Annotated in this window: 27 protein-coding genes; 11 read left to right on the top strand and 16 right to left on the bottom strand. The window is 65.4% G+C overall.

The window, feature by feature from the left end:
- Nucleotides 1-168: 168 nt before the first annotated feature.
- Nucleotides 169-1,014, top strand: coding sequence for an AAA family ATPase (locus ACNFG0_RS17745; RefSeq protein WP_196146337.1), 846 nt, complete (start codon nt 169-171; stop codon nt 1,012-1,014).
- A 12-nt stretch (nt 1,015-1,026) separates the two neighbouring features.
- Nucleotides 1,027-2,205, top strand: a complete 1,179-nt coding sequence (locus ACNFG0_RS17750) for a vWA domain-containing protein (protein ID WP_196156273.1) — start codon at nt 1,027-1,029, stop codon at nt 2,203-2,205.
- 92 nt (nt 2,206-2,297) lie between these two features.
- Here the strand turns inward: ACNFG0_RS17750 and ACNFG0_RS17755 are convergent, their stop codons facing one another.
- From ACNFG0_RS17755 to ACNFG0_RS17770, 4 genes are read right to left on the bottom strand one after another with little or no spacing between them, the layout of a single operon-like run.
- Entirely contained in the window at nt 2,298-3,215 is a 918-nt protein-coding gene (locus ACNFG0_RS17755; RefSeq protein WP_196146339.1) for a biotin-dependent carboxyltransferase family protein, read from the bottom strand.
- The gene (pxpB, locus tag ACNFG0_RS17760; protein ID WP_416765870.1) at nt 3,212-3,907 is read right to left on the bottom strand and encodes a 5-oxoprolinase subunit PxpB; all 696 of its coding nucleotides are present in this window, start codon (nt 3,905-3,907) and stop codon (nt 3,212-3,214) included. The genes ACNFG0_RS17755 and pxpB overlap by 4 nt, the downstream gene beginning before the upstream one ends.
- Nucleotides 3,907-4,686, bottom strand: a complete 780-nt coding sequence (locus tag ACNFG0_RS17765) for a 5-oxoprolinase subunit PxpA (protein WP_416765851.1) — start codon at nt 4,684-4,686, stop codon at nt 3,907-3,909. The genes pxpB and ACNFG0_RS17765 overlap by 1 nt, the downstream gene beginning before the upstream one ends.
- Nucleotides 4,687-4,696: 10 nt before the next feature.
- Nucleotides 4,697-5,983 (bottom strand): MFS transporter, encoded by a 1,287-nt coding sequence (locus ACNFG0_RS17770; RefSeq protein ID WP_196156276.1) that lies wholly within the window; start codon nt 5,981-5,983, stop codon nt 4,697-4,699.
- A 130-nt stretch (nt 5,984-6,113) separates the two neighbouring features.
- Between ACNFG0_RS17770 and ACNFG0_RS17775 the strand changes: the two genes are divergently transcribed.
- Nucleotides 6,114-7,025 (top strand): LysR family transcriptional regulator, encoded by a 912-nt coding sequence (locus ACNFG0_RS17775; protein WP_084858387.1) that lies wholly within the window; start codon nt 6,114-6,116, stop codon nt 7,023-7,025.
- Nucleotides 7,026-7,055: 30 nt separating this feature from the next.
- On the opposite strand, the gene ACNFG0_RS17780 is transcribed toward ACNFG0_RS17775, so the two are convergent.
- Genes ACNFG0_RS17780 through ACNFG0_RS17790 form a run of 3 tightly spaced genes read right to left on the bottom strand, consistent with a single transcriptional unit; the run spans nt 7,056 to nt 8,873 of the window.
- Nucleotides 7,056-7,577 (bottom strand): DUF2937 family protein, encoded by a 522-nt coding sequence (locus tag ACNFG0_RS17780; RefSeq protein ID WP_196146342.1) that lies wholly within the window; start codon nt 7,575-7,577, stop codon nt 7,056-7,058.
- An 11-nt stretch (nt 7,578-7,588) separates the two neighbouring features.
- Nucleotides 7,589-8,362: a class II glutamine amidotransferase gene (locus ACNFG0_RS17785; RefSeq protein ID WP_196146343.1), complete on the bottom strand. Its 774-nt coding sequence runs from the start codon at nt 8,360-8,362 to the stop codon at nt 7,589-7,591.
- A 16-nt stretch (nt 8,363-8,378) separates the two neighbouring features.
- Nucleotides 8,379-8,873: an MFS transporter gene (locus tag ACNFG0_RS17790; protein ID WP_196146344.1), complete on the bottom strand. Its 495-nt coding sequence runs from the start codon at nt 8,871-8,873 to the stop codon at nt 8,379-8,381.
- A gap of 200 nt (nt 8,874-9,073) precedes the next feature.
- Between ACNFG0_RS17790 and ACNFG0_RS17795 the strand changes: the two genes are divergently transcribed.
- Complete coding sequence (locus tag ACNFG0_RS17795) at nt 9,074-11,116, top strand: S9 family peptidase (protein ID WP_416765852.1); 2,043 nt, start codon at nt 9,074-9,076, stop codon at nt 11,114-11,116.
- Between the two features lie 60 nt (nt 11,117-11,176).
- Here ACNFG0_RS17795 and ACNFG0_RS17800 read toward each other — a convergent pair whose 3' ends face one another.
- Nucleotides 11,177-11,452: a hypothetical protein gene (locus ACNFG0_RS17800; protein WP_196146346.1), complete on the bottom strand. Its 276-nt coding sequence runs from the start codon at nt 11,450-11,452 to the stop codon at nt 11,177-11,179.
- A gap of 131 nt (nt 11,453-11,583) precedes the next feature.
- On the opposite strand from ACNFG0_RS17800, the gene ACNFG0_RS17805 reads away from it, so the two are divergent.
- The 3 genes from ACNFG0_RS17805 (at nt 11,584) to ACNFG0_RS17815 (ending at nt 13,085) form a co-directional block, all read left to right on the top strand.
- The gene (locus ACNFG0_RS17805) at nt 11,584-11,955 is read left to right on the top strand and encodes a YajD family HNH nuclease (RefSeq protein WP_084858381.1); all 372 of its coding nucleotides are present in this window, start codon (nt 11,584-11,586) and stop codon (nt 11,953-11,955) included.
- 69 nt (nt 11,956-12,024) lie between these two features.
- The gene (locus ACNFG0_RS17810) at nt 12,025-12,495 is read left to right on the top strand and encodes an RNA methyltransferase (protein WP_196146347.1); all 471 of its coding nucleotides are present in this window, start codon (nt 12,025-12,027) and stop codon (nt 12,493-12,495) included.
- Between the two features lie 254 nt (nt 12,496-12,749).
- The gene (locus ACNFG0_RS17815; RefSeq protein ID WP_196146348.1) at nt 12,750-13,085 is read left to right on the top strand and encodes a DUF2892 domain-containing protein; all 336 of its coding nucleotides are present in this window, start codon (nt 12,750-12,752) and stop codon (nt 13,083-13,085) included.
- Between the two features lie 133 nt (nt 13,086-13,218).
- On the opposite strand, the gene ACNFG0_RS17820 is transcribed toward ACNFG0_RS17815, so the two are convergent.
- From ACNFG0_RS17820 to ACNFG0_RS17845, 6 genes are all read right to left on the bottom strand, one after another.
- Nucleotides 13,219-14,427 (bottom strand): hypothetical protein, encoded by a 1,209-nt coding sequence (locus tag ACNFG0_RS17820; protein WP_196146349.1) that lies wholly within the window; start codon nt 14,425-14,427, stop codon nt 13,219-13,221.
- A gap of 47 nt (nt 14,428-14,474) precedes the next feature.
- On the bottom strand, nt 14,475-14,924 hold the full coding sequence (locus ACNFG0_RS17825; RefSeq protein ID WP_084858377.1) for a YcgN family cysteine cluster protein: 450 nt from the start codon (nt 14,922-14,924) through the stop codon (nt 14,475-14,477).
- A 513-nt stretch (nt 14,925-15,437) separates the two neighbouring features.
- Entirely contained in the window at nt 15,438-16,370 is a 933-nt protein-coding gene (locus tag ACNFG0_RS17830; protein ID WP_416765855.1) for a D-2-hydroxyacid dehydrogenase, read from the bottom strand.
- Nucleotides 16,371-16,448: 78 nt separating this feature from the next.
- Nucleotides 16,449-16,742, bottom strand: a complete 294-nt coding sequence (locus ACNFG0_RS17835) for a YcgL domain-containing protein (RefSeq protein ID WP_043215465.1) — start codon at nt 16,740-16,742, stop codon at nt 16,449-16,451.
- The gene (gene rnd, locus ACNFG0_RS17840) at nt 16,742-17,872 is read right to left on the bottom strand and encodes a ribonuclease D (protein ID WP_196167099.1); all 1,131 of its coding nucleotides are present in this window, start codon (nt 17,870-17,872) and stop codon (nt 16,742-16,744) included. The genes ACNFG0_RS17835 and rnd overlap by 1 nt, the downstream gene beginning before the upstream one ends.
- A 79-nt stretch (nt 17,873-17,951) precedes the next feature.
- Entirely contained in the window at nt 17,952-19,592 is a 1,641-nt protein-coding gene (locus ACNFG0_RS17845; RefSeq protein ID WP_416765857.1) for a phosphoethanolamine transferase, read from the bottom strand.
- A gap of 264 nt (nt 19,593-19,856) precedes the next feature.
- Between ACNFG0_RS17845 and ACNFG0_RS17850 the strand changes: the two genes are divergently transcribed.
- Entirely contained in the window at nt 19,857-20,090 is a 234-nt protein-coding gene (locus tag ACNFG0_RS17850; protein WP_196156283.1) for a YdcH family protein, read from the top strand.
- 228 nt (nt 20,091-20,318) lie between these two features.
- On the opposite strand, the gene ACNFG0_RS17855 is transcribed toward ACNFG0_RS17850, so the two are convergent.
- Entirely contained in the window at nt 20,319-21,494 is a 1,176-nt protein-coding gene (locus ACNFG0_RS17855) for a PLP-dependent aspartate aminotransferase family protein (protein WP_196167101.1), read from the bottom strand.
- 156 nt (nt 21,495-21,650) lie between these two features.
- Between ACNFG0_RS17855 and ACNFG0_RS17860 the strand changes: the two genes are divergently transcribed.
- Nucleotides 21,651-22,109, top strand: coding sequence for an Lrp/AsnC family transcriptional regulator (locus ACNFG0_RS17860; protein ID WP_196146355.1), 459 nt, complete (start codon nt 21,651-21,653; stop codon nt 22,107-22,109).
- A 118-nt stretch (nt 22,110-22,227) separates the two neighbouring features.
- On the opposite strand, the gene ACNFG0_RS17865 is transcribed toward ACNFG0_RS17860, so the two are convergent.
- The gene (locus tag ACNFG0_RS17865; protein ID WP_416765859.1) at nt 22,228-24,552 is read right to left on the bottom strand and encodes an FdhF/YdeP family oxidoreductase; all 2,325 of its coding nucleotides are present in this window, start codon (nt 24,550-24,552) and stop codon (nt 22,228-22,230) included.
- A 279-nt stretch (nt 24,553-24,831) separates the two neighbouring features.
- On the opposite strand from ACNFG0_RS17865, the gene moaA reads away from it, so the two are divergent.
- Both moaA and ACNFG0_RS17875 read left to right on the top strand, forming a co-directional pair.
- Nucleotides 24,832-25,836 carry a GTP 3',8-cyclase MoaA gene (moaA, locus tag ACNFG0_RS17870; RefSeq protein WP_196146371.1) on the top strand — a complete coding sequence of 335 codons (1,005 nt, stop codon included), beginning with the start codon at nt 24,832-24,834 and terminating at the stop codon, nt 25,834-25,836.
- A gap of 19 nt (nt 25,837-25,855) precedes the next feature.
- Nucleotides 25,856-26,755 carry a bestrophin family protein gene (locus ACNFG0_RS17875; RefSeq protein WP_416765861.1) on the top strand — a complete coding sequence of 300 codons (900 nt, stop codon included), beginning with the start codon at nt 25,856-25,858 and terminating at the stop codon, nt 26,753-26,755.
- Nucleotides 26,756-26,779: the final 24 nt, after the last annotated feature.

Consider the following 26,779-nt stretch of genomic DNA (forward strand, 5'->3'; position numbering starts at 1 on the left):
CCCGGTCTGCGTTTGCAGGCGCCGGGCGCGGCGTTATAGTCGCTGACAAATCACCAACAGATGTTGCCTGCACGGGCCCTATCGCCCGCAAGCCAGCCCTCACCTCGACCCGGTGGGAGCCGGCTTGCCGGCGAAAGGCCGATGCAGGCTTGCGCAGAGGATCGGTTCATGAAGTTCGAAGGCACCCGCGACTACGTCGCCACAGACGACCTGAAGCTGGCGGTCAACGCGGCCATCACCCTGGAGCGCCCGCTGCTGGTCAAGGGTGAGCCCGGCACCGGCAAGACCATGCTCGCCGAACAGCTCGCGGCCTCCTTCGGCGCCCGGCTGATCACCTGGCACATCAAGTCCACCACCAAGGCCCACCAGGGGCTGTACGAGTACGATGCGGTCAGCCGTCTGCGCGACTCGCAACTGGGCGTGGACAAGGTCCACGACGTGCGCAACTACCTGAAGAAAGGCAAGCTGTGGGAGGCCTTCGAAGCCGAGGAGCGGGTGATCCTGCTGATCGATGAAATCGACAAGGCCGACATCGAGTTCCCCAACGACCTGTTGCAGGAACTCGACAAGATGGAGTTCTACGTCTACGAGATCGACGAGACCATCAAGGCCAAGCAGCGCCCGATCATCATCATCACCTCCAACAACGAGAAGGAGTTGCCGGACGCCTTCCTGCGCCGCTGTTTCTTCCATTACATCGCCTTCCCCGACCGCGACACCCTGCAACAGATCGTCGACGTGCACTTCCCCGGCATCAAGCAATCGCTGGTCAGCGAGGCGCTGGACGTATTCTTCGACGTGCGCAAGGTGCCGGGCCTGAAGAAGAAGCCCTCCACCTCCGAACTGGTCGACTGGCTCAAGTTGCTGATGGCCGACAACATCGGCGAGGCGGTGCTGCGCGAGCGTGACCCGACCAAGGCCATCCCCCCGCTGGCCGGCGCCCTGGTGAAGAACGAGCAGGACGTACAGCTGCTCGAGCGCCTGGCCTTCATGAGCCGGCGCGGCAATCGCTGACAGGAGCCGGCCATGCTGCTCAACCTGTTCAATGAAATGCGCGCAGCCAAGGTGCCGGTGTCGGTGCGCGAGCTGCTCGACCTGCTGGCGGCCCTGCAGCAGCGGGTGGTGTTCGCCGACATGGACGAGTTCTATTACCTGGCCCGGGCCATCCTGGTGAAGGACGAGCGGCATTTCGACAAGTTCGACCGGGCCTTCTCTGCCTACTTCAAGGGCCTGGAGAACCTCGATCGGCACCTGGAGGCACTGATTCCCGAGGACTGGCTGCGCAAGGAGTTCGAGCGCTCGTTGAGCGACGAGGAGCGTGCGCAGATCCAATCGCTGGGCGGGCTGGACAAGCTCATCGAGGCGTTCAAGAAGCGCCTGGAGGAGCAGAAGGAACGCCATGCCGGCGGCAACAAGTGGATCGGCACCGGCGGTACCAGCCCGTTCGGTTCCGGCGGCTACAACCCCGAGGGCATCCGCGTGGGCGAGGCCGGCAAGCGCCAGGGCAAGGCAGTCAAGGTCTGGGATCAGCGCGAATACAAGAACCTCGACGACCAGGTCGAACTGGGCACGCGCAACATCAAGCTGGCTTTGCGTCGGCTGCGCAAGTTCGCCCGCGAAGGCGCCGCCGAGGAGCTGGACATCGATGGCACCATCGACCATACCGCCCGGGATGCAGGGCTTTTGAACATCCAGATGCGCCCCGAGCGACGCAACACGGTCAAGCTGCTGTTGCTGTTCGACATCGGCGGCTCGATGGACGCCCACGTCAAGGTCTGCGAGGAACTGTTCTCGGCCTGCAAGACCGAGTTCAAGCACCTGGAGTACTACTACTTCCACAATTTCGTCTACGAGTCGGTGTGGAAGAACAACCTGCGCCGCACCTCGGAGCGCTTCTCCACCTTCGACCTGCTGCACAAGTACGGCGATGACTACAAGGTGGTGTTCGTTGGCGATGCGGCCATGGCGCCCTACGAGATCACCCAACCCGGTGGTAGCGTGGAGCACTGGAACGAGGAAGCCGGGTATGTGTGGATGCAGCGGTTCATGGAGAAGTTCAGGAAGATCATCTGGATCAACCCCTATCCGAAGCAGGCCTGGGACTACACCGCCTCGACCCACCTGGTGCGCGACCTTATCGAAGACAAGATGTATCCACTGACCTTGCAGGGGCTGGAGGAAGGGATGCGCTACCTGTCCAAATAGCGTGCAACCTCAATCGCCGGCAAGCCGGCTCCCACAACGGCTGCTGGTGCTGCCCCGTGGGAGCCGGCTTGCCGGCGATCGGGCCGCAGGCCTTACCGCCAGCGATCCAGGTATTGCTGCTGCTCCTGCCACGCCAAATCCTGCACCACTGCCCTGAACCGCACCGCCGCCCCCGGCAGGCATTGCGCCAACCGGGCCAACGCCAGCGGCGTCAACGCCCCCAACCGCGGATACCCGCCAATCGTCTGCCGGTCGTTGAGCAGCACGATCGGCTGTCCATCCGGCGGCACCTGCACCGCCCCTAGCGGTATACCTTCGGAAATCATCGGCGCCCCTTGATACGCCAGTTGCGGTCCGAGCAGACGAATGCCCATGCGATCGGCGCGGCTGTCCAAGGCCCAGTCACGGTTGAACGCCTCGAACAGGCTGATGCCACTGAACTGGCCAATCTGCGCGCCGATCACCAAGTCCAACTCTGGCGTACCGTGATAGGCCGGACGCAGCGGCTCCGGTACTTCCCGAAGCGCCGCGGAGCCACCGGCAAACGCCAGTACCTGCCCCTTGGAAAGCGCCGCGCCGTACCCGGTGACACCACCAAGCGCCTCGCGTACCACCGTCGCGCAACTGCCCAGCACCGGCTCGGCCTGGAACCCGCCCGGTACGGCAAGATAAGCGCGGGCACCCTGCCGAGGCTGGCGCAGGCTCAGGTGCTGGCCCTTGGCGAGCCGCATGCTGCGCCAGGGCTGGACGGGCTGGCCATCGACCTGTGCATCCAGGTCAGCGCCCGTCAGGGCGAGCGTGCAATCCTGCTCGGCCACCACACCGAAACCTCCCAGCGTCACCTCCACCACCGGCGCATCCAAGGCGTTGCCCAGCAGCCAGTTGGCCCAGCGCATGGCCACCCAGTCCAATGCACCGCCCTGGGTGACGCCCAGGTGGCGCACGCCGAAACGCCCGGCATCCTGCACCTGGCACAGCGGCGTGCTGCTTTCGATCGTCAGTTGGTTCATGCCAGGGCCTCCAACGGGGTGTCATCGCCGCCCAAAGCCATGAACTCGGCATGGGACACCGCCACGAAACGTACCCGGTCCCCCGGTTGCAGGAGGCTGTAGCCGTCACGCTCGCGGTCGAACAGCTTCACCGGGGTACGGCCGATCAGGTTCCAGCCGCCCGGGGACACGGCCGGGTAGACAGCGGTCTGCCGCTCGGCGATGCCCACGCTGCCGGCGGCCACGCGCTTGCGCGGGGTACTCAGGCGCGGGCTGGCCAGGCGCTCGTCCACCAGGCCCATGAAGCCGAACCCCGGGGCGAAGCCCAGGGCGAACACCGGGTATTCACGCGCGCAATGCAGGCGCACCACCTCGGCCTCACTCAGGCCGCTGCGGGCTGCCAGCTGCGGCAGTTCCGGCCCAACGCTGGCGTGGTACCACACCGGGATCTGGTGCCGGCGCCCGGTATTGCCAGTGTCCGGCTGCAAGCCCTCCAAGGCCTTGCCGATCAGCGCCCTCGCCTCGCCCGGTGCCGAGGTGAACTGCACCATCAGCGTGGTATAGGACGGCACCAGGTCGACCAGGCTCGCCCCGAAAGCCGCGTGCAAACGCTCGCTAGCCGCCAGTACCCATGGCATGTTGGCCTCGTCGATGGTGTCGAACAGGCGCACCATCACACTGTCGATGGCCACCACCTCGATGCGTGGGTTCATCATGGTTGCCCCCACGCATCGAGGGCCTGGCGGATCTGCTGCACCGCCGCCACGGAGCTGTCGTTGTCGCCATGTACGCACAGGGTACTGGCGTCCAGTTGCACAGCGCTGCCGTCATCGGCCACCAGTGCCTGGCCACGCGCCAGGCGCATGGCCTGCTCGACCACCTGCGCAGGGTCGTGGTGCACTGCACCGGGCTGGCGCCGGGACACCAGATGGCCGCTGGCGGTGTAGGCGCGGTCAGCGAAGGCTTCGAACCACAGCGGCACGCCCACCGCCTCGCCCAGGGCCCGGGCGGCGCTGTCATCGGCAGTGGCCATGAGCATCAGCGGCAAGCTGGCGTCATAGGCGGCCACGGCCTCGAGCACGGCGCGCAGCTTGAGCGGGTCGGCCATCATGTCGTTGTACAGCGCCCCGTGGGGTTTGACATAGGCCACGCGGCCGCCAAGCACCTTGCAGATCCCCTCCAGGGCACCGATCTGATAGTGCAGCAGGTCGCGGATCTCCTCACTGCTGCAGGCCATGGAACGGCGGCCGAAGCCGACCAGGTCGGGATAGGCCGGGTGAGCACCGATGGTGACGCCGTGTTCCAGCGCCAGGGCCACGGTGCGGCGCATGGTGCCCGGGTCACCGGCATGGTAGCCGCAGGCGATGTTGGCGCAGTCGATGTATGGCATGACCTCGGCGTCCAGGCCCATGCGCCAGCTGCCGAAACTTTCGCCCATATCGCAATTGAGTAGCAGGCGTTTCACCGGTGGGGTTCCCTTGTGGCTATTCATGTTGCCTACCTTACCGTGCCTTGAGTTGTTTGCCGCGTGTTTCCGGCAGGCTCAGGGCGGCAAGAATCACCACACCGTAGGACACCGCGGCGAAGCCACCGATACCCAGCCCCAGCGGCACCTTCTGGCTGAGCACGCCGATCAGCAGCGGGAAGAGCGCGGCGATGGCCCGCCCCACGTTGTAGCAGAAGCCTTGCCCCGAACCACGGATACGCGTGGGAAACAGTTCGGTGAGGAAGGCCCCCATGCCGCTGAAGATGCCCGAGGCGAAGAAGCCCAGGGGGAAGCCCAGCCACAGCATGACGCCATCGCTCACCGGCATCTGGGTATAGAGCAGCACGATGACGAACGAGCCGACGGCGAACAGGATGAAGTTCTTCTTGCGACCGAGCAGGTCGGTCAGGTATGCGCTGACCACGTAGCCGACGTAGGAGCCGACGATGACCATGGCCAGGTAGCCTCCGGTGCCCAGCACGCTCAGGCCCCGTTCGTTCTTGAGGAAGGTCGGCAGCCAGGAGGTGATGGCGTAATAGCCACCCAGGGCGCCGGTGGTCAGCAGCGAAGCGCGCAAGGTGGTCCAGAGCATGCCCGGGGCGAAGATTTCGTAGAAGCGCGACGGCGCCTCGGTCTTCTCAACCGCCTTGGCCTCGCGATAGACCTCCGGGTCCTTGACCAGACGGCGAACGAAGATCACGAACACCGCCGGCACGATGCCCAACAGGAACAGCGCGCGCCAGGCCTGTTCCGGTGGCAGGAAGGAGAACAACAGCGCATACAGGATGGCCGTCAGGCCCCAGCCAATGGCCCAGCCGGACTGCACCATGCCCACCGCCTTGCCACGGTCCTGGGCGCGGATCACCTCGCCGATCAACACTGCGCCAGCGGTCCATTCGCCGCCGAAGCCGAAGCCCATCAGGGTGCGCGCCACCAGCAGTTGCTCGTAGCTTTGGGCGAAGCCGCAGAGGAAGGTGAAGAAGGCGAACCACAGCACCGTCAGCTGCAGGGTACGCACGCGGCCGATACGGTCGGACAGGATGCCGGCGATCCAGCCCCCCAGGGCCGAGGCAATCAGCGTGCTGGTGTGGATCAGCCCAGCTTCGGCGGTGGTGATGCCCCACATGAGGATCAGGGTGGGGATGACGAAGCTCAGCATCTGGGTGTCCATGCCATCGAGGCCATAGCCGATCTTGCAGCTCCAGAAGGTGCGTCGCTGTTGGCGGTCGATGTCGCGGTACCAGGCGAAGGGGCCGGTGGACGGGCGGGTGGGCGCCTGCTGCTGCACGCCGGTTGGGTTCATGGTTGCCTCGGCTTGTTGATATTGTTTTATGGACGACGCCTGGCGTCGCGGCCTGGGTATCATTGTTCAAAGGCTGCGGGGGCAGCGTCCAACGATAAAAACCGCCGGTCTGGAACAAGAAAAACTGATCATGAATCTGCGCTTTCTCGAAACCTTCGTCTGGGTCGCCCGGCTCAAGAGCTTCAGGCTCACCGCCGAGAAGCTGTTCACCACCCAGGCGTCGGTGTCCAGCCGTATCGCCGCGCTGGAGGCGGACCTTGGGGTGAAGTTACTGCTGCGCGACTCTCGCGGCGTCAGCCTGACCCCGGAAGGCAGCAAGGTGCTGGAGTACGCCGAACGCATGCTCGACACCGCCAAGGCCATGAAGCAGTCACTGGACAGCGACCGAACCAAGGTCGGGCGGATCCGCATCGGCGTGATGGACACGGTGATCCACACCTGGATGAGCGCGCTGGTGGCCGAGCTCACCGAGCGCTACCCCCAGGTTGAGATCGAACTGGTGGCCGATACCGCGCTGAACCTGCGCGAACAGCTGCAAAAAGGCTTCCTCGATGTAATCCTGCAAACCGACCTGTTGCGCCAGGAGTCGATCCGCAGCACCGACCTGGCACGCTACCCGATGGGCTGGGTCGTCGCGGCGGGCTCCCTGCAACATCGCGACTACGCCTCGCTGGCGGAGCTGGCCCGGGAGCGTATCGTCACCTTCTCCAAGAATTCCCGCCCGCACCAGGAAGTGCTCAGCCTGCTGCAGGCCGCAGGTGCCCAGGCGCCACGGCTGAACTGCGTGAACTCGGTCGCCGCCATCACGCGCCTGCTGCGCGATGGCTTTGGTATCGGCGCCCTGCCCCCGGCACTGGTGGATGCGGAACTGGCCCGGGGCGAGCTGGTGTTGCTGGGCGGGTTGCAGCCGCCGCCGAGCCTGGAACTGGTGGTGGCCTGGCAGACCGGCGTGGCATTGGTGGATGAAGTGGTGGGAGTGTGCAAGCAGGTGCTGGAGCGTTATGCGCGGGATGTGGGGGAGCAGCGGATCGTGCTGGTCTGACAGGCCTGGGGCCGCAAAGCGGCCCCAGGCCTAGCGCCAACTCTCTTTGACAGCCTTGCGCCGACCGCCAAGCACCACCCAGCCAAGCCCCACCAGCAGGCTCTCGACCACCAACGCCAGCACGAACCCCACGCCAAGCCCCCAGCCGATAGCCTCGGGCACCAACAGCACCTGGTAGCTGTAGCCCGCGAGCGTCTCGTCGCGCAGTTGCGGATCGGCCTGCACCAGCACATGCCAGGTGCGGCTCGGCCAGGGCGCTTGCAGTGCCTGCCACTCCTTTTCCAGCAATTGGTTGCGAACCAGCAGGCTTTCGATGCTGTTGGCATCACTGTTGAACACCGGATCGTCGCTGGTACGGTAATGGCGCACCAGTGCCTGCAGGTCACCGTTGAAGAAGCGTTCGGCGGTCTGCCGGAAGCCGTCGAGCGCCTCGCGCGACTCGAACAGGTGCGCCTCGACCCGCTGGCTGTAATCCTTGATCAGCCCAGGTACCTGGAGGCCGGCCAGCAGGCCGAAGGTGAACAGCAGCAACCGCAGGTAACCTCTGAACATGCAACGGCTTCCTAGCTCTGCCCCTGGGCGATGCATTCGCCATGGCGCCACAGGGCCCATTGACCCGGCTCGTAGCGCTGCCAGGTCTCGTTGTCGGTCAGGGCCTCGGTGGCGATCACCGTGACCACGTCGTTGGGGGTGGTTTCGGACTGGAAGTCGACATTGAGGTCGACATCCTTCAAGCGCGCCGGGCCGAACGGCGCGCGCCGGGTGATGTGCACCAGTTTGGTCGAGCAGAAGCAGAACAGCCAGTCGCCATCGCTGAGCAGGCAATTGAACACGCCCTTGCCGCGGTACCCGGCACAGGCTTCGACCAGCACCGGCAGCAGCTGTTCAATCTCGACAGGCTCCGGGAAGGCGGCGCGCACGCGGTTGAGCAGGTCGCAGAAGGCCGCCTCGCTGTCGGTGTCGCCCACCGGCCGGTAGAAGGTGACCTGGCCACGGAACTCGCCAAGCTGGCCGTTGTGCGCGAAGCACCAGTTGCGCCCCCACAGCTCGCGTACGAACGGGTGGGTGTTGGACAGGCAGACCTTGCCGACGTTGGCCTGGCGGATATGGCCGATGACCACTTCGCTCTTGATCGGGTAGCGCTGCACCAGGTTGGCCACTTCCGACTCGCTGCTCGCTGCGGGGTCCTGGAATACACGCAGGCCACGCCCTTCGTAGAAACCGATGCCCCAGCCGTCGCGGTGCGGGCCGGTACGGCCGCCGCGCTGCATCAACCCGGTGAAGCTGAAGACGATGTCGGTGGGAACGTTGGCGCTCATGCCCAGCAGTTCGCACATGCTCCAGGCCCTCCGCCTACAACCGTGGCTCGACCCGGCCGCGGCCGGTGGCCACCGGCTGCGGGTCGTCGCGGTAGCGGTCATGGCGCTCGGCGGCCAGCGAAGCCCGGGACGTCACCTGTTCGTCCTCGGCGGCCTGGCGTTGGGCGGCGGCGTCGGCCTTGGCCCGGCGTTCACGGGCGCGCTTTTCCAACGGCCAGCGCACCAGGACGAAAACGCCATACAGAATGAACGCGATCAAGCCGTACATGGCCAGGTCCGAGGCGGCACGCCAGGCGTTGTTGCCCACCTTGAAGGCCAGGTCCAGAGCGGTGATGGCGATGGCCGGGGCGAAGCTTTCCTTGACCGGGTCGACGATGGTCGGGGTCAGCAGCAGCACTGCCAGGACCACCCGCAGCGGTTCGCGCAGCCAGCGCCACATCCAACCGGTGAGCTTGAAGCCCACCCACAGGCAGCCAAGGGCGGCCAGGGCGTACAGGCCCCAGGCGAGCGTATAGTCGTTCTCGGTCATGGTGTTCGTGCAAGCCAGGTAAAGAGATGCCTATGATAAACACTTTTCAGGGCGCACACAGCGTCTCCCTGTCCCGGCCCCAATCGCCGGTAAGCCGCCGCCCACAGATTCAGCGCTGCCCTCGAGGCTAAGCAGTACCTGTGGGCGCGGGCTTGCCGGCGACAACGCCAGGCAGGCCGCCCCCAGCCAAGAGATCCCCAATGCCCAACAAGCCCCAGCCGCCCGTCGCCCGTAGAGACAACGCCCCCGACCCCTACGCCTGGCTGCAGCAGCGAGACACGCCCGAAGTGCTCGCTTACCTGCACGCCGAGAACGCCTACCAGCAAGCCTGCCTGGCCGACCAGGCGCCCCTGCGCGAACAGCTGTTCGAGGAAATCAAGGCACGCATCCTCGAAACCGACCTGTCGCTGCCCTCCCCCTGGGGCCCATACCTGTACTACACCCGCACCACGGCCGGCGATGAATACCCCCGCCACTACCGCTGCCCGCGACCTGCCGACGACTCCAACACCGTCGACCAAAGCCAGGAGCAACTGCTGCTCGACCCCAACGCCCTGGCCAATGGCGGCTTCCTGTCCTTGGGCGCCTTCAATGTCAGCCCCGATCACCGCCTGCTGGCCTACAGCCTCGACACCAGCGGCGACGAGATCTACACCCTGTACGTGAAGGACCTGGCCAGCGGCACGGTCACCGCCCTGCCCTTCGACGACTGCGACGGTAGCCTGACCTGGGCCAACGACAGCCAGACGCTGTTCTTCGCCGAACTGGACGACACCCACCGTCCCTGGCGCCTGCGTCGCCATACCCTGGGCAGCAGCGAGGCACAGACCGTGTTCGAAGAGCCTGATGGGCGTTTCTTCCTGCACTGCTACCGGGCCAGTTCCGAGCGCCAGCTGGTGCTGCTGCTCAACAGCAAGACCACCAGCGAGGCCTGGGTGCTCGACGCCGCGACCCCACAGGCGGCCTTCACCTGCCTCGCGCCGCGGGTCGAGGGCCATGAATACTTCCCCGACCACGGCCAGCTCGACGGCCAATGGCGGTGGTTCATCCGCAGCAACCAGGACGGCATCAACTTCGCTCTGTTCCACGCCCCGGCCGAGCAGGTGCCCAGCCGCGAGCAGTGGCAGGTGCTGGTACCCCACAGCGACGCGGTGATGCTCGAGGGCCTGAGCCTGAACGCCAGCGCCCTGACCCTGAGCCTGCGCGAAGGCGGCCTGCCGATCATCGAGGTGCGGCCCCAGGGCCGGGCGCCCTACCGTGTCGAGCTGCCGGACGCCGCCTACAGCCTGTACGTTCAGGACAGCCTGGAGTTCGCCAGCACCCGCGTGCGGCTGCGCTACGAAGCACTCAACCGGCCGGCCCAGGTACGCCAGCTGGACCTGGCCAGCGGCGAGCAGGCTGTGCTCAAGCAGACCCCGGTGCTGGGCGAGTTCGATGCCGACGACTATGTCAGCGAACGCCTGTGGGCCGTGGCCAAGGATGGCACCCGCGTGCCCATCAGCCTGGTGCGCCGGCGCGATGACCTGGGCCGCTGCGTACCGCTGTATCTCTACGGTTATGGTGCCTACGGCGAAAGCCTCGACCCGTGGTTTTCCCACGCCCGCCTGAGCCTGCTGCAACGCGGCGTGGCCTTCGCCATCGCCCATGTGCGCGGTGGCGGCGAGCTGGGCGAGGCCTGGTACCGGGCCGGTAAGCAGGCGCACAAGCAGAACAGCTTCGACGATTTCATCGCCTGTGCCGAGCACCTGATCACCGAGGGCGTGACCACCCGCGAACGCCTGGCCATCAGCGGCGGCAGCGCCGGCGGCCTGCTGATGGGGGCAGTGCTCAACCAGCGCCCGGAGCTGTTCCGCTGCGCCATCGCCGAGGTGCCGTTCGTCGACGTGCTCAACACCATGCTCGACCCGGAGCTGCCGCTGACCGTCACCGAGTACGACGAATGGGGCAACCCCGAGGAGCCGGACGTCTACCAGCGGATCAAGGCCTATGCCCCATACGAGAACGTCAAGGCCCAGGCCTACCCGGCCATGCTGGTGGTCGCCGGCTACAACGACAGCCGCGTGCAATATTGGGAAGCGGCCAAGTGGGTGGCGCGCCTGCGCACCTGCAAGACCGACGACAACCTGTTGCTGCTCAAGACCGAGATGGGCGCCGGACACGGCGGCATGAGCGGGCGTTACCAGGGGCTGCGCGATGTGGCGTTGGAGTATGCGTTCGTCTTCAACGCGTTGGGCGTGGTGTAGCCACAGGCCGCGTGGATCCGCAGCTCCCTGTGGCAGATCACCCAGCCCTTCGAGGCCGTCTCAGTCTTGCTTGGGTGACTGTTTTGGCGACTCCTGCAACCCCGGCAACGGCTGATCCTTGGGCGGCCCAGGCACCGGCATCGGTGGCAGCAATGGCGCGCCGGGTTGGTTGTCACCCGCCTTGGGCGGCGTACTCGGGGTGATCTGTGGATAAGGGGTTGGCGTCGGTGTACCCGGCGCGCCAGGCACCGGTGTGAGGATCCGTGGCTGCTGGCCGGCAGCGTCGGCCAGCGGCACGGCGGCGAGGATCAGTGCGGCGAGGATCGCATGGACCATCGGCAACCTCCTGTCAGGGGATTCCTACAGGCTATGCCCAATCGGGCGTTTTCGCCTGTCCGACCAGGGTGCAGGCGCGCTAGACTCAGTGGCATAACCGTCATCCGCCCGATTACAGGAAAGGTAACACCATGAGTTCGGCCTCCACCTCCGCCGCCACCGCCCGCCTCGAGCGCATCCTTGCCGACGCCAAGCGCGACAAGGAAATGGGCTACCGCGACAAGGCCCTGAAGATGTACCCGCATGTCTGCGGCCGCTGCGCCCGTGAGTTCTCCGGCAAGCGCCTGTCGGAGCTGACCGTGCACCACCGCGACCACAACCACGACAACAACCCCCAGGACGGCTCGAACTGGGAACTGCTGTGCCTGTACTGCCACGACAACGAGCATTCGCGCTATACCGACCAGCAGTACTTCAGCGAAGGGTCCACCAGCACCCCGAGCATCGCCAAGGCCACCCACAACCCGTTTGCCGGGTTGGCGAGCCTGCTCAAGAAGGACTGACCATCGAATCGCCCCCCGCGGCTGCCGGTGAGCCCGTATAATCGCGCTTTTTGCGAAGGGCCCCGGTACGTGGCAAACAAACGGTACAGCTGCATCGGCCTGTTCAACCCCAAGTCCGCGCAGAACGTAGGTTCGGTGATGCGCGCAGCGGGTTGCTATGGCGTCAACTCGGTGTTCTACACCGGCAAGCGCTATGAGCGCGCCCGCGACTTCGTCACCGACACCAAGCGCGTGCACTACGACATACCGCTGATCGGCATCGACGATCTGCAGCGCATCATTCCCCTGGGCTGCACCCCGGTGGCGGTGGAACTGGTGGACGGCGCCCGGCCGCTGCCCGAGTACACCCACCCAGACCGCGCCCTCTACATCTTCGGGCCCGAGGACGGCAGCCTCAGCGACGAGGTGCGGGCGTGGTGCGAAGAGACCATCTACATCCCCACCCAGGGCTGCATGAACCTGGCGGCAACGGTGAATGTGGTGCTGTATGACCGCATGGCGAAGGGGCTCAATACCCGCTCGGGCCCCAAGTTCAAATAAAAAGCCGCCCCTGTGGCGCCAGTGCTGGCGATAGGGCCAACAATGACGCCACAAGAGCGGCCGGGGTGCCGAACTCCGTCAGAACAGCACCGGTCTTGCGCAAGCACACTATGTCAAGCTTCTGCCAGGCGGCGCATTCCAGATAAGACTTCACCTGCTCGAAATGCGACTCGCTGAGCACCGCCCGGCAAGTGAAGTGAACGCACCGACGAGGCAGCGAGTCAGCTGCTTACACCTCAACTGGAGCGTTCGTCATGCGAGATACCCCTTTGCTTGTGCATACACGTAACGTCCATGGCTGGGAGCGCGCCAGCTCCCTGGCCGGTGGCGCCTTGATGATCAGCAAGGGCCTGCGCCACGGCGGCCTGGTCGGCCTGCTGCAGATCGTGGTCGGTGGCATGGCCCTGGCCCGGGGCGTCAGTGGGCACTGCTCGACCAAGGCCTGGTGGCAGCGACACCGGGCCGAGTACCTGCAACTTCGTGGAGACATCGAGCGCAGCGCAGCAGAGCTCAAGGCGCTCAAGGCCAGCGCCGAGGCGGCGACACAGGGCGTGACAGTGACTGGGGTCGAGCCCAAGGCCAAAGGCTGAGGCGCCTGGGCCGGCGCTATCGCGGGGCAAGCCCGCTCTCATAGAACAACGCATAACTATTTGATTTTGCAGGCCCTTTGTGGGAGCGGGCTTGCCCCGCGATAGCGCCGGCCCTGCCATCCAGGGCCTCGTCTCAACGCAGGACCTTGCTCTCCAGCACCTCGGAACGCCGCCCCAGCACGCTCTCGCTGAGCTGGATGAATTCCTCGGTGTTGACGCTGGGCAGGCGCATCAACGCCCGGGTGACATCGTCCAGCGACCGCTTGTCATGGGTGTGCAGGCGAATCTCGCGATCCAGCGCCTGGAGCAGCAGCACGCCACGGGCAACCTGGGCGACATCGGCGTGTTCGCCGCGCAGTTGGGTAACCTTGGCACCACGCTTGTGCAGGCGTGCCTGCCAGGCTTCGTAGCGGTCGTCACTGATGCCGCCGGCGCGGCGCAGCAACTCGGTGGCGTAGTAATCAGCCAGGCTTTCGCCCAGCCAGTCGCTGCCGTCACGGTCGTTGACCTGGGCGAACAGCTGCACCAGCTCGCGCAGCAGCGGGCTGGCGCCGCTCTCGCCGATCAGCGGGCGGGCGCTGTGCAGGTAGATCGAGTTATGCCCGGCCAACGCGCCCCGCCACATTTCGTCGCGCGCGCCCACCAGCAGCAGCTTGGGCGGGTTGCGCGGGAACACCGCCTGCAATTGGGGCCAGATGAAGGTCAGCAGGGTCAGGGTGTCCATCCGGCGCATGCCCTGCCCCTGCGGCGCGGCCACGGTCACTTCCGTATCGCCCAGGCGCGCGCGGCGGCTGCCCAGGTTGCCGGCGAGCATCCAACCGGTGGGCCGGTCGAACAGCCGCGAAACATCGTCGATGCGAAACTTCTGCTTGCCGATACGCGGCCAGGCGGTTTCGACGCTTTTCCAGCCAGCCGGCAGCTCGAACGCCAGGCGCGCTACCAGCTCGGTGCCATCCTGCTGGTCCAGCCGCGCCGCCGGTACCAGCAGGTCGCCGCGCAACAGTGCCCAATGCGCAGTGATGCGGCTCTCGTAGGCGCCACCGCGCGGCTTCTGGTCCAACTGCACGCGATAGCTGAGCTGGGTCTTGCCCGCGGCCGGGTGCCAGACGCCCCGCTCGCCCTGTACCTGCCATTGGCCATCGGCCTGGAAGTCGCTGTAGGCGCCCTGCTTGCCCAGGTCGAAATCCAGACTGCGCACGACGCTGCCATCGGCCAGGGTCAATTGCACCTCGGCCTGGCCGCTCGCCGGCAACAGGCGCACCTGGTAATCCAGGTCGACCTTCTTGGCCCAGGCCGGCGCACAGGCCACCAGGCCCAGAACCCACAACAGATGGCAACGCATTCAGAACTCCTTGTTCCAGAGGCGAAAGGAAGACAGGCGCGGTTCGCTCAGCTCGCGCGGAAGATGAGGTGGTCCTCCCAGTCGTCTTCGTCGACATCATGCTCGCTGAGCATGCGCCCGGACTGGGAGATACGTTGTTCGTGCACCTGCGTACGGTCGCCGCATACCAGGTGGTGCCAGGCTGGCAGGTCCTTGCCTTCGCTGACCAGGCGATAGCCGCAGGTGCTCGGCAGCCATTTGAACTGGTCGGCCTTGCCGGGGGTGAGCTGGATGCAGTCAGGCACCTGGGCGAAGCGGTTGGGGTAGTCGCTGCATTGGCAGGTGGTCAGGTCCAGCAGCTTGCAGGCGATACGCGTGTAGTAGACGCTGTTGTCGTCCTCGTCCTCGAGCTTCTGCAGGCAGCACAGGCCGCAGCCATCGCAGAGCGACTCCCACTCCTGCGGGTCGAGCTGTTCAAGGGTCTTGCGCCGCCAGAAGGGCGCGTTGTCGGCGATCATCACACGTGTTCCTGCATTGAACTTCAATCCGCGGCGCGCGGCGGCGCCAGTCTAGAGCCTGTCCGGGGCCAATGCCAGACCGCTGGTCAGTGCTGGCAGGAGGCAGTAGCGTGCGTGCTTTCTCCCGGGTGCCAGCGAGGAAAGACCGGCGCTGTTGGCGGCCGAACCGGGGCTGGCCCTATCGCGGGCAAGCCCGCTCACAGAGGGTCAGCACTGGCCGTTTGTTCTGTGCTCGACAGCGCAGCCCAAAGGGCTGGGTGACCTCCCGCAACAAGCGTACACAGGGCCTGTGGGAGCGGGCTTGCCCCGCGATTGGGCCGGGCCCGCTATCACCGCCGCCAAGCAAGGGCTTCGCCCTTGATCGCGGGACAAGCCCGCTCCCACAGGGTGTGGTTGGCGCTGCACCAGTGGGAGCCGGCTTGCCCACAACCATAGAATCTCCCACAGGCTCGCCGCAGCTGCAGAACCGGCGCAGTGGCTGTGGGAGTGGGCTTGTCCGGCGATGGAGTCGATTCAATACCCGCGCTGAAAATCCACTTCGCCGCGCAACCCCTGCCCTGCCTGGTACGCCTGCACATTCTCGACGAACAACCGCACCATCGCCGCCGGCGAGGTAGGTGCCGAGCTGTGCCCGGTCAGCAGCAGGCCCCAGGCGGTCCAGAACGGGTGTTGTCGGGGCAACGGCTCCTGGCGGCAGACATCGATCACCGCCCCGGCCAGGTGGCCCTCCTTCAACGCATGCACCAAGTCGGCATCGACCACCGCCACGCCGCGCCCAGCATTGATGAACAACGCACTGGGCTTGAAGCGCTTGAACAGCGCCGCATCGTACAGGTCGTGGGTGGCTGGGGTGTCCGGCAGCAGGTTGAGCACGTAGTCGGCCTGCTCCACCATGCGAGGCAAATCCTCGAGCCCCGCCACTTCGACGAATGGCGCCTGTGCCCGCGCCTGGCTGGCGACACCGTGAAGGATCGCCCCGAACGGCACCAGGAACTCGGCCACCCGCTGGCCGATATCGCCCGTGCCGACCACCAGCACCCGACGCCCCTCCAGGCTGCGCCCCGGGCGGTCGTCCCAGCGCCGCTCGACCTGGCTCACCAGGCGCGCCAGCACATCGCGCTCGTGGATCAGCATATAGGTAAGCATGTATTCGGCCATTACCTGGCCGAAGATGCCCACGGCCCGGGTCAGGCGATAGTCACGTGGCAACCCTTCGGCCAGCAGCGGGGTGATACCGGCCCAGGTGGACTGTATCCACGCGGGGCTGTGGCCCTGGCGCAGGAGGCTGGCCAGAAGGTCCGGCTGGCCCAGCCATACCGGGCAACCGGCAGCCTGGCGCGCAAGCTCGGCGGAATCGCCGCTGGTGACGATCTCCAGCGTCGGCGCCGCCTCGCCGAGCAGGCGGGCATAGTTGGCATGATCCTGTTCAGCGATCAGAACGCGCATGTACGAAACAACCTTGGCAAACAACGAAGACGACCCGACAGGCGGGCCGCTTGACGAACGATGGGGACCAGGCCGGGATCAGGCCGGGTCGTTGCGGCGCAGCAGCTCTTCGGGCAAATGCTCGATGTAGTCGTCCTCGGGCGGCGGCATCTGCAGGTGGTAGCCCTGGTTGTCGAGGTTCTCCAGCACCTTGGCGATGTCCTCCCGGGCCAGCTTGCGCTCGGGGGTCAGCACCAGGTCGAAGGCGTGCACGGGGGTGCCGAAGAACGGCAGCAAGGCCTCGGGAACGCGCGCCAGGCCTTCGGCCTTGAGCACATAGAGGTACATTTCGTTCTTGCGTGGGCTCTTGTAGATCGAGCAGATACGTTTCATCAGGATTCTCCGGCGCCCGCCAAGTTGTCCAGCAGGGCCTGGCCCATGCGCTCGCGACGCCAGCCGCGCAGCGAATCGGGCAGTTGATAGGGGCCGTTGGGGAAGCCGCTCTTGAGCAGGGCTTCGAGGGTTTTCTTGCGCAGCATGAGCTCTGGCGCGATGCCCAGGCGCTCGCCTTCGGCCTGGCCGACCGCGCGCAGGCGCTTGAGGATGCCCGAGGCTTCGATCGGCAACGGCTCGGGCAAGGCTTGCGGCCACTGCTCGGCCGGCAGGCTCGCGGCGCGCTTGATCAGCTCCAGGAGGAACTGCCCGTCCTGGCGGATGGTGCGCGGGTGCATGTCGTCGATCCTGGCCAGGGCCGACAGGTTGTCCGGTTGGCTCTTGGCCATGGGCCACAGCGAGTGCTCGCGCAGCACACGGTTGCGCGGCAAGTCGCGGCTGCGTGCCTCGCGCTCGCGCCAGGCGCACAGCGCACGCAGCACCGCCAGTTGTTGAGGGTTCAGCTTCCAGGCCAGCTTGACGTCGCGGTACAGCGTCTCGGGCTCCACCTCGCGGCGCAGCTGGGCGACCAGCTCGGCGCCGTCTTCCAGCACCCAGGCGTACTTGTCGTCGGATAACCGTGGCCGCAGCGCGCTGAACAGCTCGGCCAGGTGCACGGCATCTTCGGCAGCGTAGCTGACCTGGGTCTCGGACAGCGGGCGCTGCAGCCAGTCCGAACGGGTTTCGCCCTTGGGCAGCTCCAGGCCCAGCACCTCCTGGACCAGACGCGAATAGCCCATGGAGAAACCGATGTTCAGGTAGCCGGCGGCCAGCTGGGTATCGAACAGCGGCTGCGGCAGCTTGCCGGTCAGGCGCAGGAGCACTTCCAGGTCTTCGCTGCAGGCATGCAGCACCTTGACCACGCCCGGGTCTTCGAGCAGTTCGGCCAGCGGCTGCCAGTCGCGGATCAGCAACGGGTCGATCAGGTACGCCCGGTTGCCCTCGCCGACCTGGATCAGGCCGGCCTTGGGGTAGAAGGTGTCGACCCGCATGAATTCGGTGTCGAGCGCTACGAAGGGCAGTTCGCGCCAGGCCCGGCAGTGTTCGGCCAGGGTCTGGTCGTCACGTATCCAGTGTATTTCGATGGCCACGAGGCTCTCCCACAAATATTGGCGCGCAGTATATACGGCGCGGGCATTGGGGGTGAAACCTGCGCCATCCTTGGTTTGATCAACGGTCAGCGGTCATCCACGGACGACAGCTGGCGAACATGTCCATCGATTGCCGGTAGACCTCGGTGCGCACCTGCAACAGGCCGAGCATCGAATGGAACAGGTTGTCCTGGCTCAACGGCGCGTCGCGCAGGCGGCCCAGGCAGTCACTGTCGAGCGAAAAGTCCTGGCGATAGCTGTCGGAGAACCACATCAACAGTGGCACGTGGCGCTGCTGCTCAGGGGCCAGCATGTAGGGGGTGCCGTGCAGGTAGAGGTTGTATTCGCCCAATGATTCGCCGTGGTCGGAGAGGTAGATCATCGCCGTATCGACCTTATCCTGGCGGCTGCGCAGTAGGTCGATCAGCGCGGCCAGCACCTGGTCGGTATAAGCCAGGGTATTGTCGTAGCTGTTGACGATCGATTGCTGGTCGCACTGGTTCAGGGCATTGCTCTGGCACACCGGGGTGAAGCGCTGGGCGCTGGCCGGGTAGCGTTTGTAGTAGTCGGGGCCGTGGCTGCCCATCTGGTGCAGCACCAGCACGGTGTCATGGTCGAGGTTGTCGAGCAGCTCGCCCAGGCCCTGCAGGAGGATCTCGTCGCGGCACTCGCCATCGGCACACAGTTTCGGGTCCTTGAGGTTGCTGACATCGACGAACTGCACCCGGTCGCAGGTGCCTTTGCAGCCGGACTGGTTATCGCGCCACTGCACGCTGAGGCCGGTACGCTGGAGGATGTCCAGAAGCCCTTCGCGGTTCTTGGCGACGCTGGCGTCGTAGTCCTTGCGCGGCATGCCGGAGAACATGCACGGCACCGACACGGCCGTCTCGGTACCACAGGAATGTACATCGGAGAAAGCCAGCAGGCCCTGTTCCTTGCCCAGGTTCGGGGTGGTGTCGCGGTCGTAGCCCAGTACACCGAAGTTCTGCGCCCGGGCGCTCTCACCCACCACCAGCACGGTCAGCGACTTGCGCGCGTGGCGTTGCCAGGCGGCGCTGTCACGTTTGGCGTCCTCCCCGTAGTGCTGGAATGGCCGGGCGGCGCTGCCCAGGCGTTCACCGACATAGCCGAACGAGGCGCCGACGATGTTGCTCGGGGTGAGCATCAGGCGGATCTCGTGGTGGTTGCGAAACAGCGAGGCCAGGCCCTGGTAGTTGACCAGTGCCACCGAGCCCAGGGCCGCGACGCACGCGCCGCTGACCACCAGCTTACCGAACAGCTCGCGGTGCCAAGGGCGATAGACGATGGGCGCCTTCCACACCAGCAACGAAGGCAGCGCACCGAGCAAGATCATATACAGCGCGAACGTCAGGGAGAGCAAGTCACGTACTTCCGTGACATTGGTCTCGGCGATATTACGAAACATGCCGGTGTCGATCAGTACGCCATATTGGTTCATGAAGTAAGCGACGCCCGCACCACTCATGAACAACAGGATCAGCACCGGTTTTAGTACGTACTTGAACGCCACCAACGTGAGGATGAGATTGAACGCGAAGAACATCAGCACGGCGAATGCCAGCAGCAGCCAGAGCCCCACCATGCCGGGCGGTACCACGGTCTGCAGGTGCTCCCAAAGCGCAGTGTTGAAACCGATCAACAGGTAAAGACTGGCCAGCAACGTGACCCATTCGGCCCGCAGGTTTTTGAAGTTCGGCATGATGTTCGCAGATGAGAGTTATTATCGGCCGTCGCACCAGGCGGGGCACCGGGGAAGTTGGCCGAACTCTAGAAAGCGTGCCATCAATATTTCGTGAAAAAGACGCCAACGAATAATGGGCGGTGCGGTTTTTTCAGATGAAATGAATTTCATGTTTGCCAAGGCGGCAAACGGTCCCTTGGCGCCCCCTCCCCCGCAACCGGGCAAAGGCGACTATCCTCAAGATTCAGGACTTTTTACCAACCCCTGACCCGAGGTGAAGAAATGCCAGTCCCGCATGATCTGCTCGCTGACCTGCACATTTCCGCTGACGATTTCCAGGCGCTGATCGACAAGGACCAGACGCTCCATCAACTGCACAAGGAGTACAACGCCAAGGACAAGGAAGTGGTGGCCGCCGAAGGTAACGGCACCTCCGACGACGCGGTGAACCGCCTGCGCAAGGAGCGCTTGTTGCTCAAGGACAGGATCGAACGGATCGTTCATCCAGCAAGCTGACCCCGCCTGCCAGTACCGACGCCGTCGCGGGGCAAGCCCGCCCCCACAGCGGGTAACGCCATCCTGGCCTGCCCCAAGGGTTGGATGGGTGTCCAGCTTCTTGGGGGGGCAGCCCATCCTGTGGGAGATTACCCAGCCCTTCGGGCTGCGCTGTCGCGCAGAGAACAAGCGGCTAGCGCCGCCCTTGTGGGAGCGGCGGTCCGACTTGCCCCGCGATGCCTTCTACGCTCAGGCCGAAGCCTTGAGCGCCGTGTCCAGGTCCTCGATCAGGTCGCGGTAGTCCTCGATCCCGACCGACAGGCGCAGCAGGTTCTCGCTGATGCCCATCTGCCCCTTCTGCTCCGGGCTCAGGGAATTGTGCGACATGCTCCAGGAGTGGTTGATCATGCTCTCCACCCCGCCCAGCGAGTCGGCCAGCACGAAGATCGACAGCGCTTCCACCAGGCGGTTGACCGCTGCCCGGTCGCCCTTGATCTTCATCGCCACCACCGCCCCGCCGGTGCGCATCTGGCGCTTGCACAGCGCGTGCTGCGGGTGGCTTTCAAGTTCCGGGTAGTACACCTGCTCGACCTGTGGGTGCCCCTCCAGGAAGCGCGCCACGCGCAGGGCGTTGGCGCACTGGCGCTCCATGCGCACGTCCAGGGTCTTGAGCCCACGCAGGGCCAGGTAGCAGTCGAACGGCCCCTGGATGGCACCGACGGCCATGCTGATCCGGCGCAGGCGCTTGAGCAGCTCTTCGTTGGCGGCTACCACCACACCACCGATCAGGTCGGAGTGGCCGCCGATGTACTTGCTCGCCGAGTGCATCACCAGGTCCACGCCGAGGGTGATCGGCCGCTGGTTCCAAGGCGAGCAGAAGGTGTTGTCGATGCAGGTGAGGATACCGCGCGCACGGGCCAGCTTGCACACCGCCTCGATGTCCACCAGGTGCAGCAACGGATTGGTCGGCGACTCGATCCAGATCAGCTGGGTCTCGGGGCGGATGGCCGCGGCCACGGCATCCAGGTCGTTGAGGTCGACATAGGTGGTGCTCAGGCCCGAGGTGCGGCTGCGGTAGTCTTCCATCAGGCGGAAGGTGCCGCCGTAGACCCCGTTCATCACCACCACGTGGGCATCCTTGGACAACAACTCGAGCACGGTCGCCGTGGCGCCCACGCCCGAGGCGGTGGCTACTGCGCCTGCGCCTTCCTCGAGGGCGGCGACACAGGTTTCGTAGGCATGCCGGGTCGGGTTGCTGACCCGGCTGTAGGCGTATTCGGGGTTGTCGTCCAGGCCGCGCTTGATGAACGAGCTGGTGGTGACGATGGCCGGAAAGATGGCATTGTCGGCGACGCTGGACTGCTCGCCGGCGTGGATGGTACGGGTGGCGAAATTGCGCGGCTTGTCGGACATGGTCGGGTCCATTGACTCTGCTGAGGTTGGAAAGCGCCACTATCGCATATCCGGCGGGGTGGCGCCGAATGGGAATGAACCTGTCGCATTCCCTTGCTGGCTATTTTTTTCGTTCCCCAAGCGCGCTAATCTCGAGAAACTTTTCCTCACGCCAGCCAGCCACTCAATATGGACAGTTTCGATCAGCACATCCTCACCCTGCTCCAACGCGACGCCTCCATCTCGCTCAAGGACCTGGCCGAAGCCGTCAACCTGTCTACCACGCCCTGCTGGAAACGGGTCAAGCGCCTGGAGGACGAAGGCTATATCCGGGGGCGTGTCGCCCTGCTCGACCCCGAGCGCCTGGGCCTGGGCCTGACCGTGTTCGTCCAGCTCAAGACCCAACGCCACGACAGCGCCTGGCTGGAGCAATTCGCCCGGGTGGTAACGGGGTTCGAGGAAGTGATGGAGGTGTACCGCATGTCCGGCGACTGGGACTACATGCTACGGGTGGTGGTGGGCGATATCGCGGCGTACGACCGGTTCTACAAGAAACTCATCACCAGCACCGACGGGCTGTCGAACATCACTTCGAGCTTTGCCATGGAGCAGATGAAGTACACCACGGCGTACCCGGTACATCGGTGAATGTCGGGGCCGTTGCGGCCTGATCGCCGGCAAGCCGGCTCCCACAGGTACGACGTTAGCGCCGTCCAGGTGGGAGCCGGCTTGCCGGCGATTGGGCTGCGCAGCAGCCTCCAATGGATCAGGCCACGCTCGCCTCGATCCGGTTCCCGACCCGCGCCTTCTCCAGCTTGATGGCCACGAACTTCGAGGTCGGTGTATAGGTGCCCTCGCCATAGCTCTCCAGCGGCACCAGCGGGTTGGTCTCCGGGTAGTAGGCCGCCGCCTGGCCTTCAGGCAGGTCATAGGGCACCAGGCGGAAGCCCGACACCCGCCGCTCGCGGCCGTCCTCCCAGAGCGACACCATGTCCACGTGCTCGCCAGGCTCGAAGCCCAGGCGGCGGATGTCCGCCTCGTTGACGAACACCACTTCACGCAGGCCGAACACACCCCGGTAGCGGTCATCCAGGCCATACAACGTGGTGTTGTACTGATCGTGCGAACGCAGGGTCTGCAGGATCAGGTCCGGGTTGTCGCCTCGTGCCAGCACCTGGGCATTGACCAGTTGCCGGGGCAACTGGCTGGCGGTGAAGCGCGCTTTGCCGGTCGCCGTGCGCCATTGGCGTTCGGATGCCGTGTTGCCCAGGTAGAAGCCGCCGGGGTGCTGCAGGCGCTCGTTGAAACTGCTGAAGCCCGGAATCACCTCGGCGATCATGTCGCGGATGCGGCTGTAGTCCGCGACGGCATATTCCCAGTCGATCGGCCGGTCGCCCAAAGTGGCCTTGGCGATGCCCGCGATGATCGCAGGTTCCGAACGCAGGTGCGGCGAACGGGGTTTGAGCTGGCCGTGGGAGATATGCACCATGCTGAAGGTATCCTCCACGGTGACGCCCTGGGGCCCTTCGGCCTGCAGGTCGATCTCGGTACGGCCCAGGCACGGCAGGATCAACGCATCGCCACCGGTGACCAGGTGCGAGCGGTTGAGCTTGGTGGAGATCTGCACGGTCAGCGCACAGTTGCGCATCGCCGCGTGGGTACGCGGGGTGTCCGGCGTAGCCTGGGCGAAGTTGCCCCCCAGGCCGATGAACACCTTGGCCCGGCCCTCTTCCATGGCCTTGATCGCCAGCACCGCGTTATGCCCATGCTCGCGCGGCACCTTGAACTGGAAGCGTTCTTCCAAGGCATCGAGCAGCCTGGCCGGGGGCTTCTCGTCGATGCCCATGGTGCGGTCGCCCTGCACGTTGCTGTGGCCACGCACCGGCGACAGGCCCGCGCCGGGCTTGCCGACGTTGCCGCGCAACAATTGCAGATTGACGATTTCCTGCACCGTCGCTACCGAATGGCGATGCTGAGTCACGCCCATGGCCCAGCACATGATCACCCGCTCGGCCTTGCGGTACATGCGCGCGGCCAGCTCGATCTCGGCCAGGCTCAGGCCCGACTGCTCGACGATATGGTCCCAGGACGTAGCATCCACCGCAGCCAGGTAGGCGTCGACGCCATCGGTGTGTTCGGCGATGAAGGCATGGTCGAACACCGCCGGCTCGCCTTTGGCCTGGGCTTCGCGCTCCCACAGCAGGAGGAACTTGGCAATGCCGCGCATCGCCGCCATGTCGCCGCCCAAGGCCGGGCGGAAGTAGGCGGTGTTGGTGGGCTCGGAGCCGTTGCTGAGCATCTCGAAGGGGTGCTGCGGATGCTGGAAACGTTCCAGCCCGCGCTCCTTGAGCGGGTTGAAGCACACCACCTGGGCGCCCCGCTTGACCGCCTCGCGCAGCGGTTCGAGCATGCGCGGGTGGTTGGTGCCCGGGTTCTGGCCGATGACGAAGATCGCGTCGGCCAGTTCCAGGTCATGATAGACGACCGTGCCCTTGCCTACACCCAGGGTACTGGCCATGCCCACGCCACTGGCTTCGTGGCACATGTTCGAGCAATCGGGGAAATTGTTGGTGCCATAGGCGCGCACGAACAACTGGTAGAGGAACGCCGCCTCGTTGCTGGCCCGGCCAGAGGTATAGAATTCGGCCTGGTCCGGCGATTCCAGGGCGTTGAGGTGCCGGCCGATCAGGGCGAAGGCTTCGTCCCAGGAGGTTTCCACATAGTGGTCGGTAGCGGCGTCGTAGCGCATCGGGTGAGTCAGCCGGCCCTGGTACTCGAGCCAGTAATCGGTCTGGGCAGCCAGGGCGCTGACGCTGTACTTGGCGAAGAACGCCGGGTCCACCGAGCGGCCGGTGGCCTCCCAGTTGACGGCCTTGGCGCCGTTTTCGCAAAACTTGACCATGTCGCTCTCGGGCGATTCGCCCCAGGCGCAGCCGGGGCAGTCGAAGCCGCCGTTCTGGTTGGTCTTGAGCATGGCCCGCAGGTTCTTGAAGGCATTGTCGCTGCCCAGCCAGCTCTTGGTCACGCTCTTGAGTGCGCCCCAGCCGGCGGCCGGTCCTTTGTAGTCCCTGATATGTTCGTCTTGGCTCATGCGATGGATCCTCACGCTCTTGAAAAAGCACCGGCTGGTCAGGTCCGGTGTTTTTCCAGCCTATGGACCCCGGCCCAGAGCCGTCCAATCGAAATACCTTAAAGCGTGATAAGCCCTCTCGATCACGGCCCTCAGCCCTTGTAGGCCGTGGCCTGCAGCCGTGATAGACACGGCTGATCGAACAGTCAGGGAAAGCAATTTGACGAGGGTGCCTGCAGGTTATAGCTTGGAGGTTGCCTGCGGCGACGCGCCGCCTCACCCAACACCCAGAGCATGAACGTGGAAGAGAACACCCAGGCACTGATCGACGGCTTCAATCGACGCATCGACTACCTGCGGATGTCGGTCACCGACCGCTGCGACTTCCGTTGCGTCTATTGCATGGCCGAGGACATGCAGTTCCTCCCGCGCCAGCAGATCCTCAGCCTCGAGGAGCTGTACCAGGTGGCCGAGCGCTTCGTCGCCCTGGGTACCCGCAAGATTCGCCTGACCGGCGGCGAGCCGCTGGTACGCCAGGGCATCGTCGAGCTGTGCGGGCGTATCGCCGCCCTGCCCGGCCTGCGCGAGCTGTGTCTGACCAGCAATGGCTCGCAACTGGGTCGCCTGGCCCAGCCGCTGTTCGACGCCGGCGTGTCGCGCCTGAACATCAGCCTCGACAGCCTCGATGCCGAACGCTTCCGCAGCCTGACCCGCACCGGCGACCTGCACCAGGTCATCGCCGGCATCGATGCCGCACGCCGCGCGGGTTTTCGGCGCACCAAGCTCAATTGCGTGGTGCTCAAGGGCCGCAACGATCACGAAATCGTCGACCTGGTGCGCTTCGCCGTCGAGCGCGAACTGGATATCTCGTTCATCGAGGAAATGCCGCTGGGCGTGATCGACGAGCACGAGCGCGGCGAGTCGTACTGTTCCAGCGACGAAGTGCGCGCGCGCATCGCCGAGCACTTCACCCTGGTGGAGTCGGCCGAATCGTCCCAGGGGCCGGCGCGCTACTGGCGGGTCGCCGAGGCACCGCAGACCCGAGTTGGCTTCATCTCGCCGCACAGCCACAACTTCTGCGCCACCTGCAACCGCGTGCGCCTGACCGTCGAAGGCCGCCTGCTGCTGTGCCTTGGCAACGAGCATTCGATGGACCTGAAACAGGTCATGCGCGCCCACCCCGGCGATGCTGAACGCCTGGAAAAGGCCATCCGCGACGCCATGCATCTGAAGCCCTACCGCCATCACTTCGAGGTCGGTGGCGAGGTGCAGATCCTGCGTTTCATGAACATGACCGGCGGCTGATTGCCGCCTCTGGACCACCATGATCGTCCATCCCCGCCCCGACGTGCTGCGCGTGCTCTTCACCCTCAAGGGCTCGATCGTCAAGCGCATCGCCCTGCGCTGCCTGATGGTCACCCTGTTGGCCGCCCTGATCGTGCTGATCGAGCACCACTACCCGGCATTCTTCTACCCGGTCAGCGCCACGCCCTTCACCCTGCTGGGCCTGTCGCTGTCGATCTTCATGAGCTTTCGCAACACTGTCTGCTATGACCGCTGGTGGGAGGGCCGCAAGGCGTGGGGGCGGATGATCATCGAGACACGCTCGTTCATCCGCGAAAGCCAGGCGATCGCCGACCAGCGCCTGCGCGCCGAACTGCTGCGTGGCCTGTGCGGCTTCGCCCATGCGCTCAACGCCCGTCTGCGCAACGAAGACGAACTGGCCGCCGCGCGGCCGTGGCTGGCCGAGGGCACGCTCATCAGCCCACACAACACCTGCGACGGCATCCTGCGCCAGCTTGGCGAGCACTGTTCGCGCCTGGCCGAGCGCCAGTTGATCAGCGAATGGCGCTACACCCTGCTCGAACAACGCCTGGTGGGGCTGACGGAAGTCCAGGCCACCTGCGAACGGATCAAGGGCACACCGTTACCGTTCCCGTATACCTTGCTGCTGCACCGCACCAGCTACATCTTCTGCGTGCTGCTGCCGTTCGCCCTGGCCGAGCCCCTGGGCTGGCTGGCGCCGATCTTCACCACCATCATCAGCTACACCTTCTTCGGCCTGGACGCCATCGGCAACGAGCTGGAAGACCCGTTCGGCCGCGATGAGAACGACCTGCCCACCGACGCCATGGTGCGCACCCTCGAGCGCGACGTGCTGTCGGCGCTGGGGCACGAGCCGCTGCCGCCGGCGCTGGTGCCGGTGGATCATGTGTTGAGTTGAGAGTCCGGGGCTGCCATGCAGCCC

The organism is Pseudomonas sp. NY15372, assembly GCF_048068215.1.
Taxonomy (GTDB): Bacteria; Pseudomonadota; Gammaproteobacteria; order Pseudomonadales; family Pseudomonadaceae; genus Aquipseudomonas; species Aquipseudomonas guariconensis_A.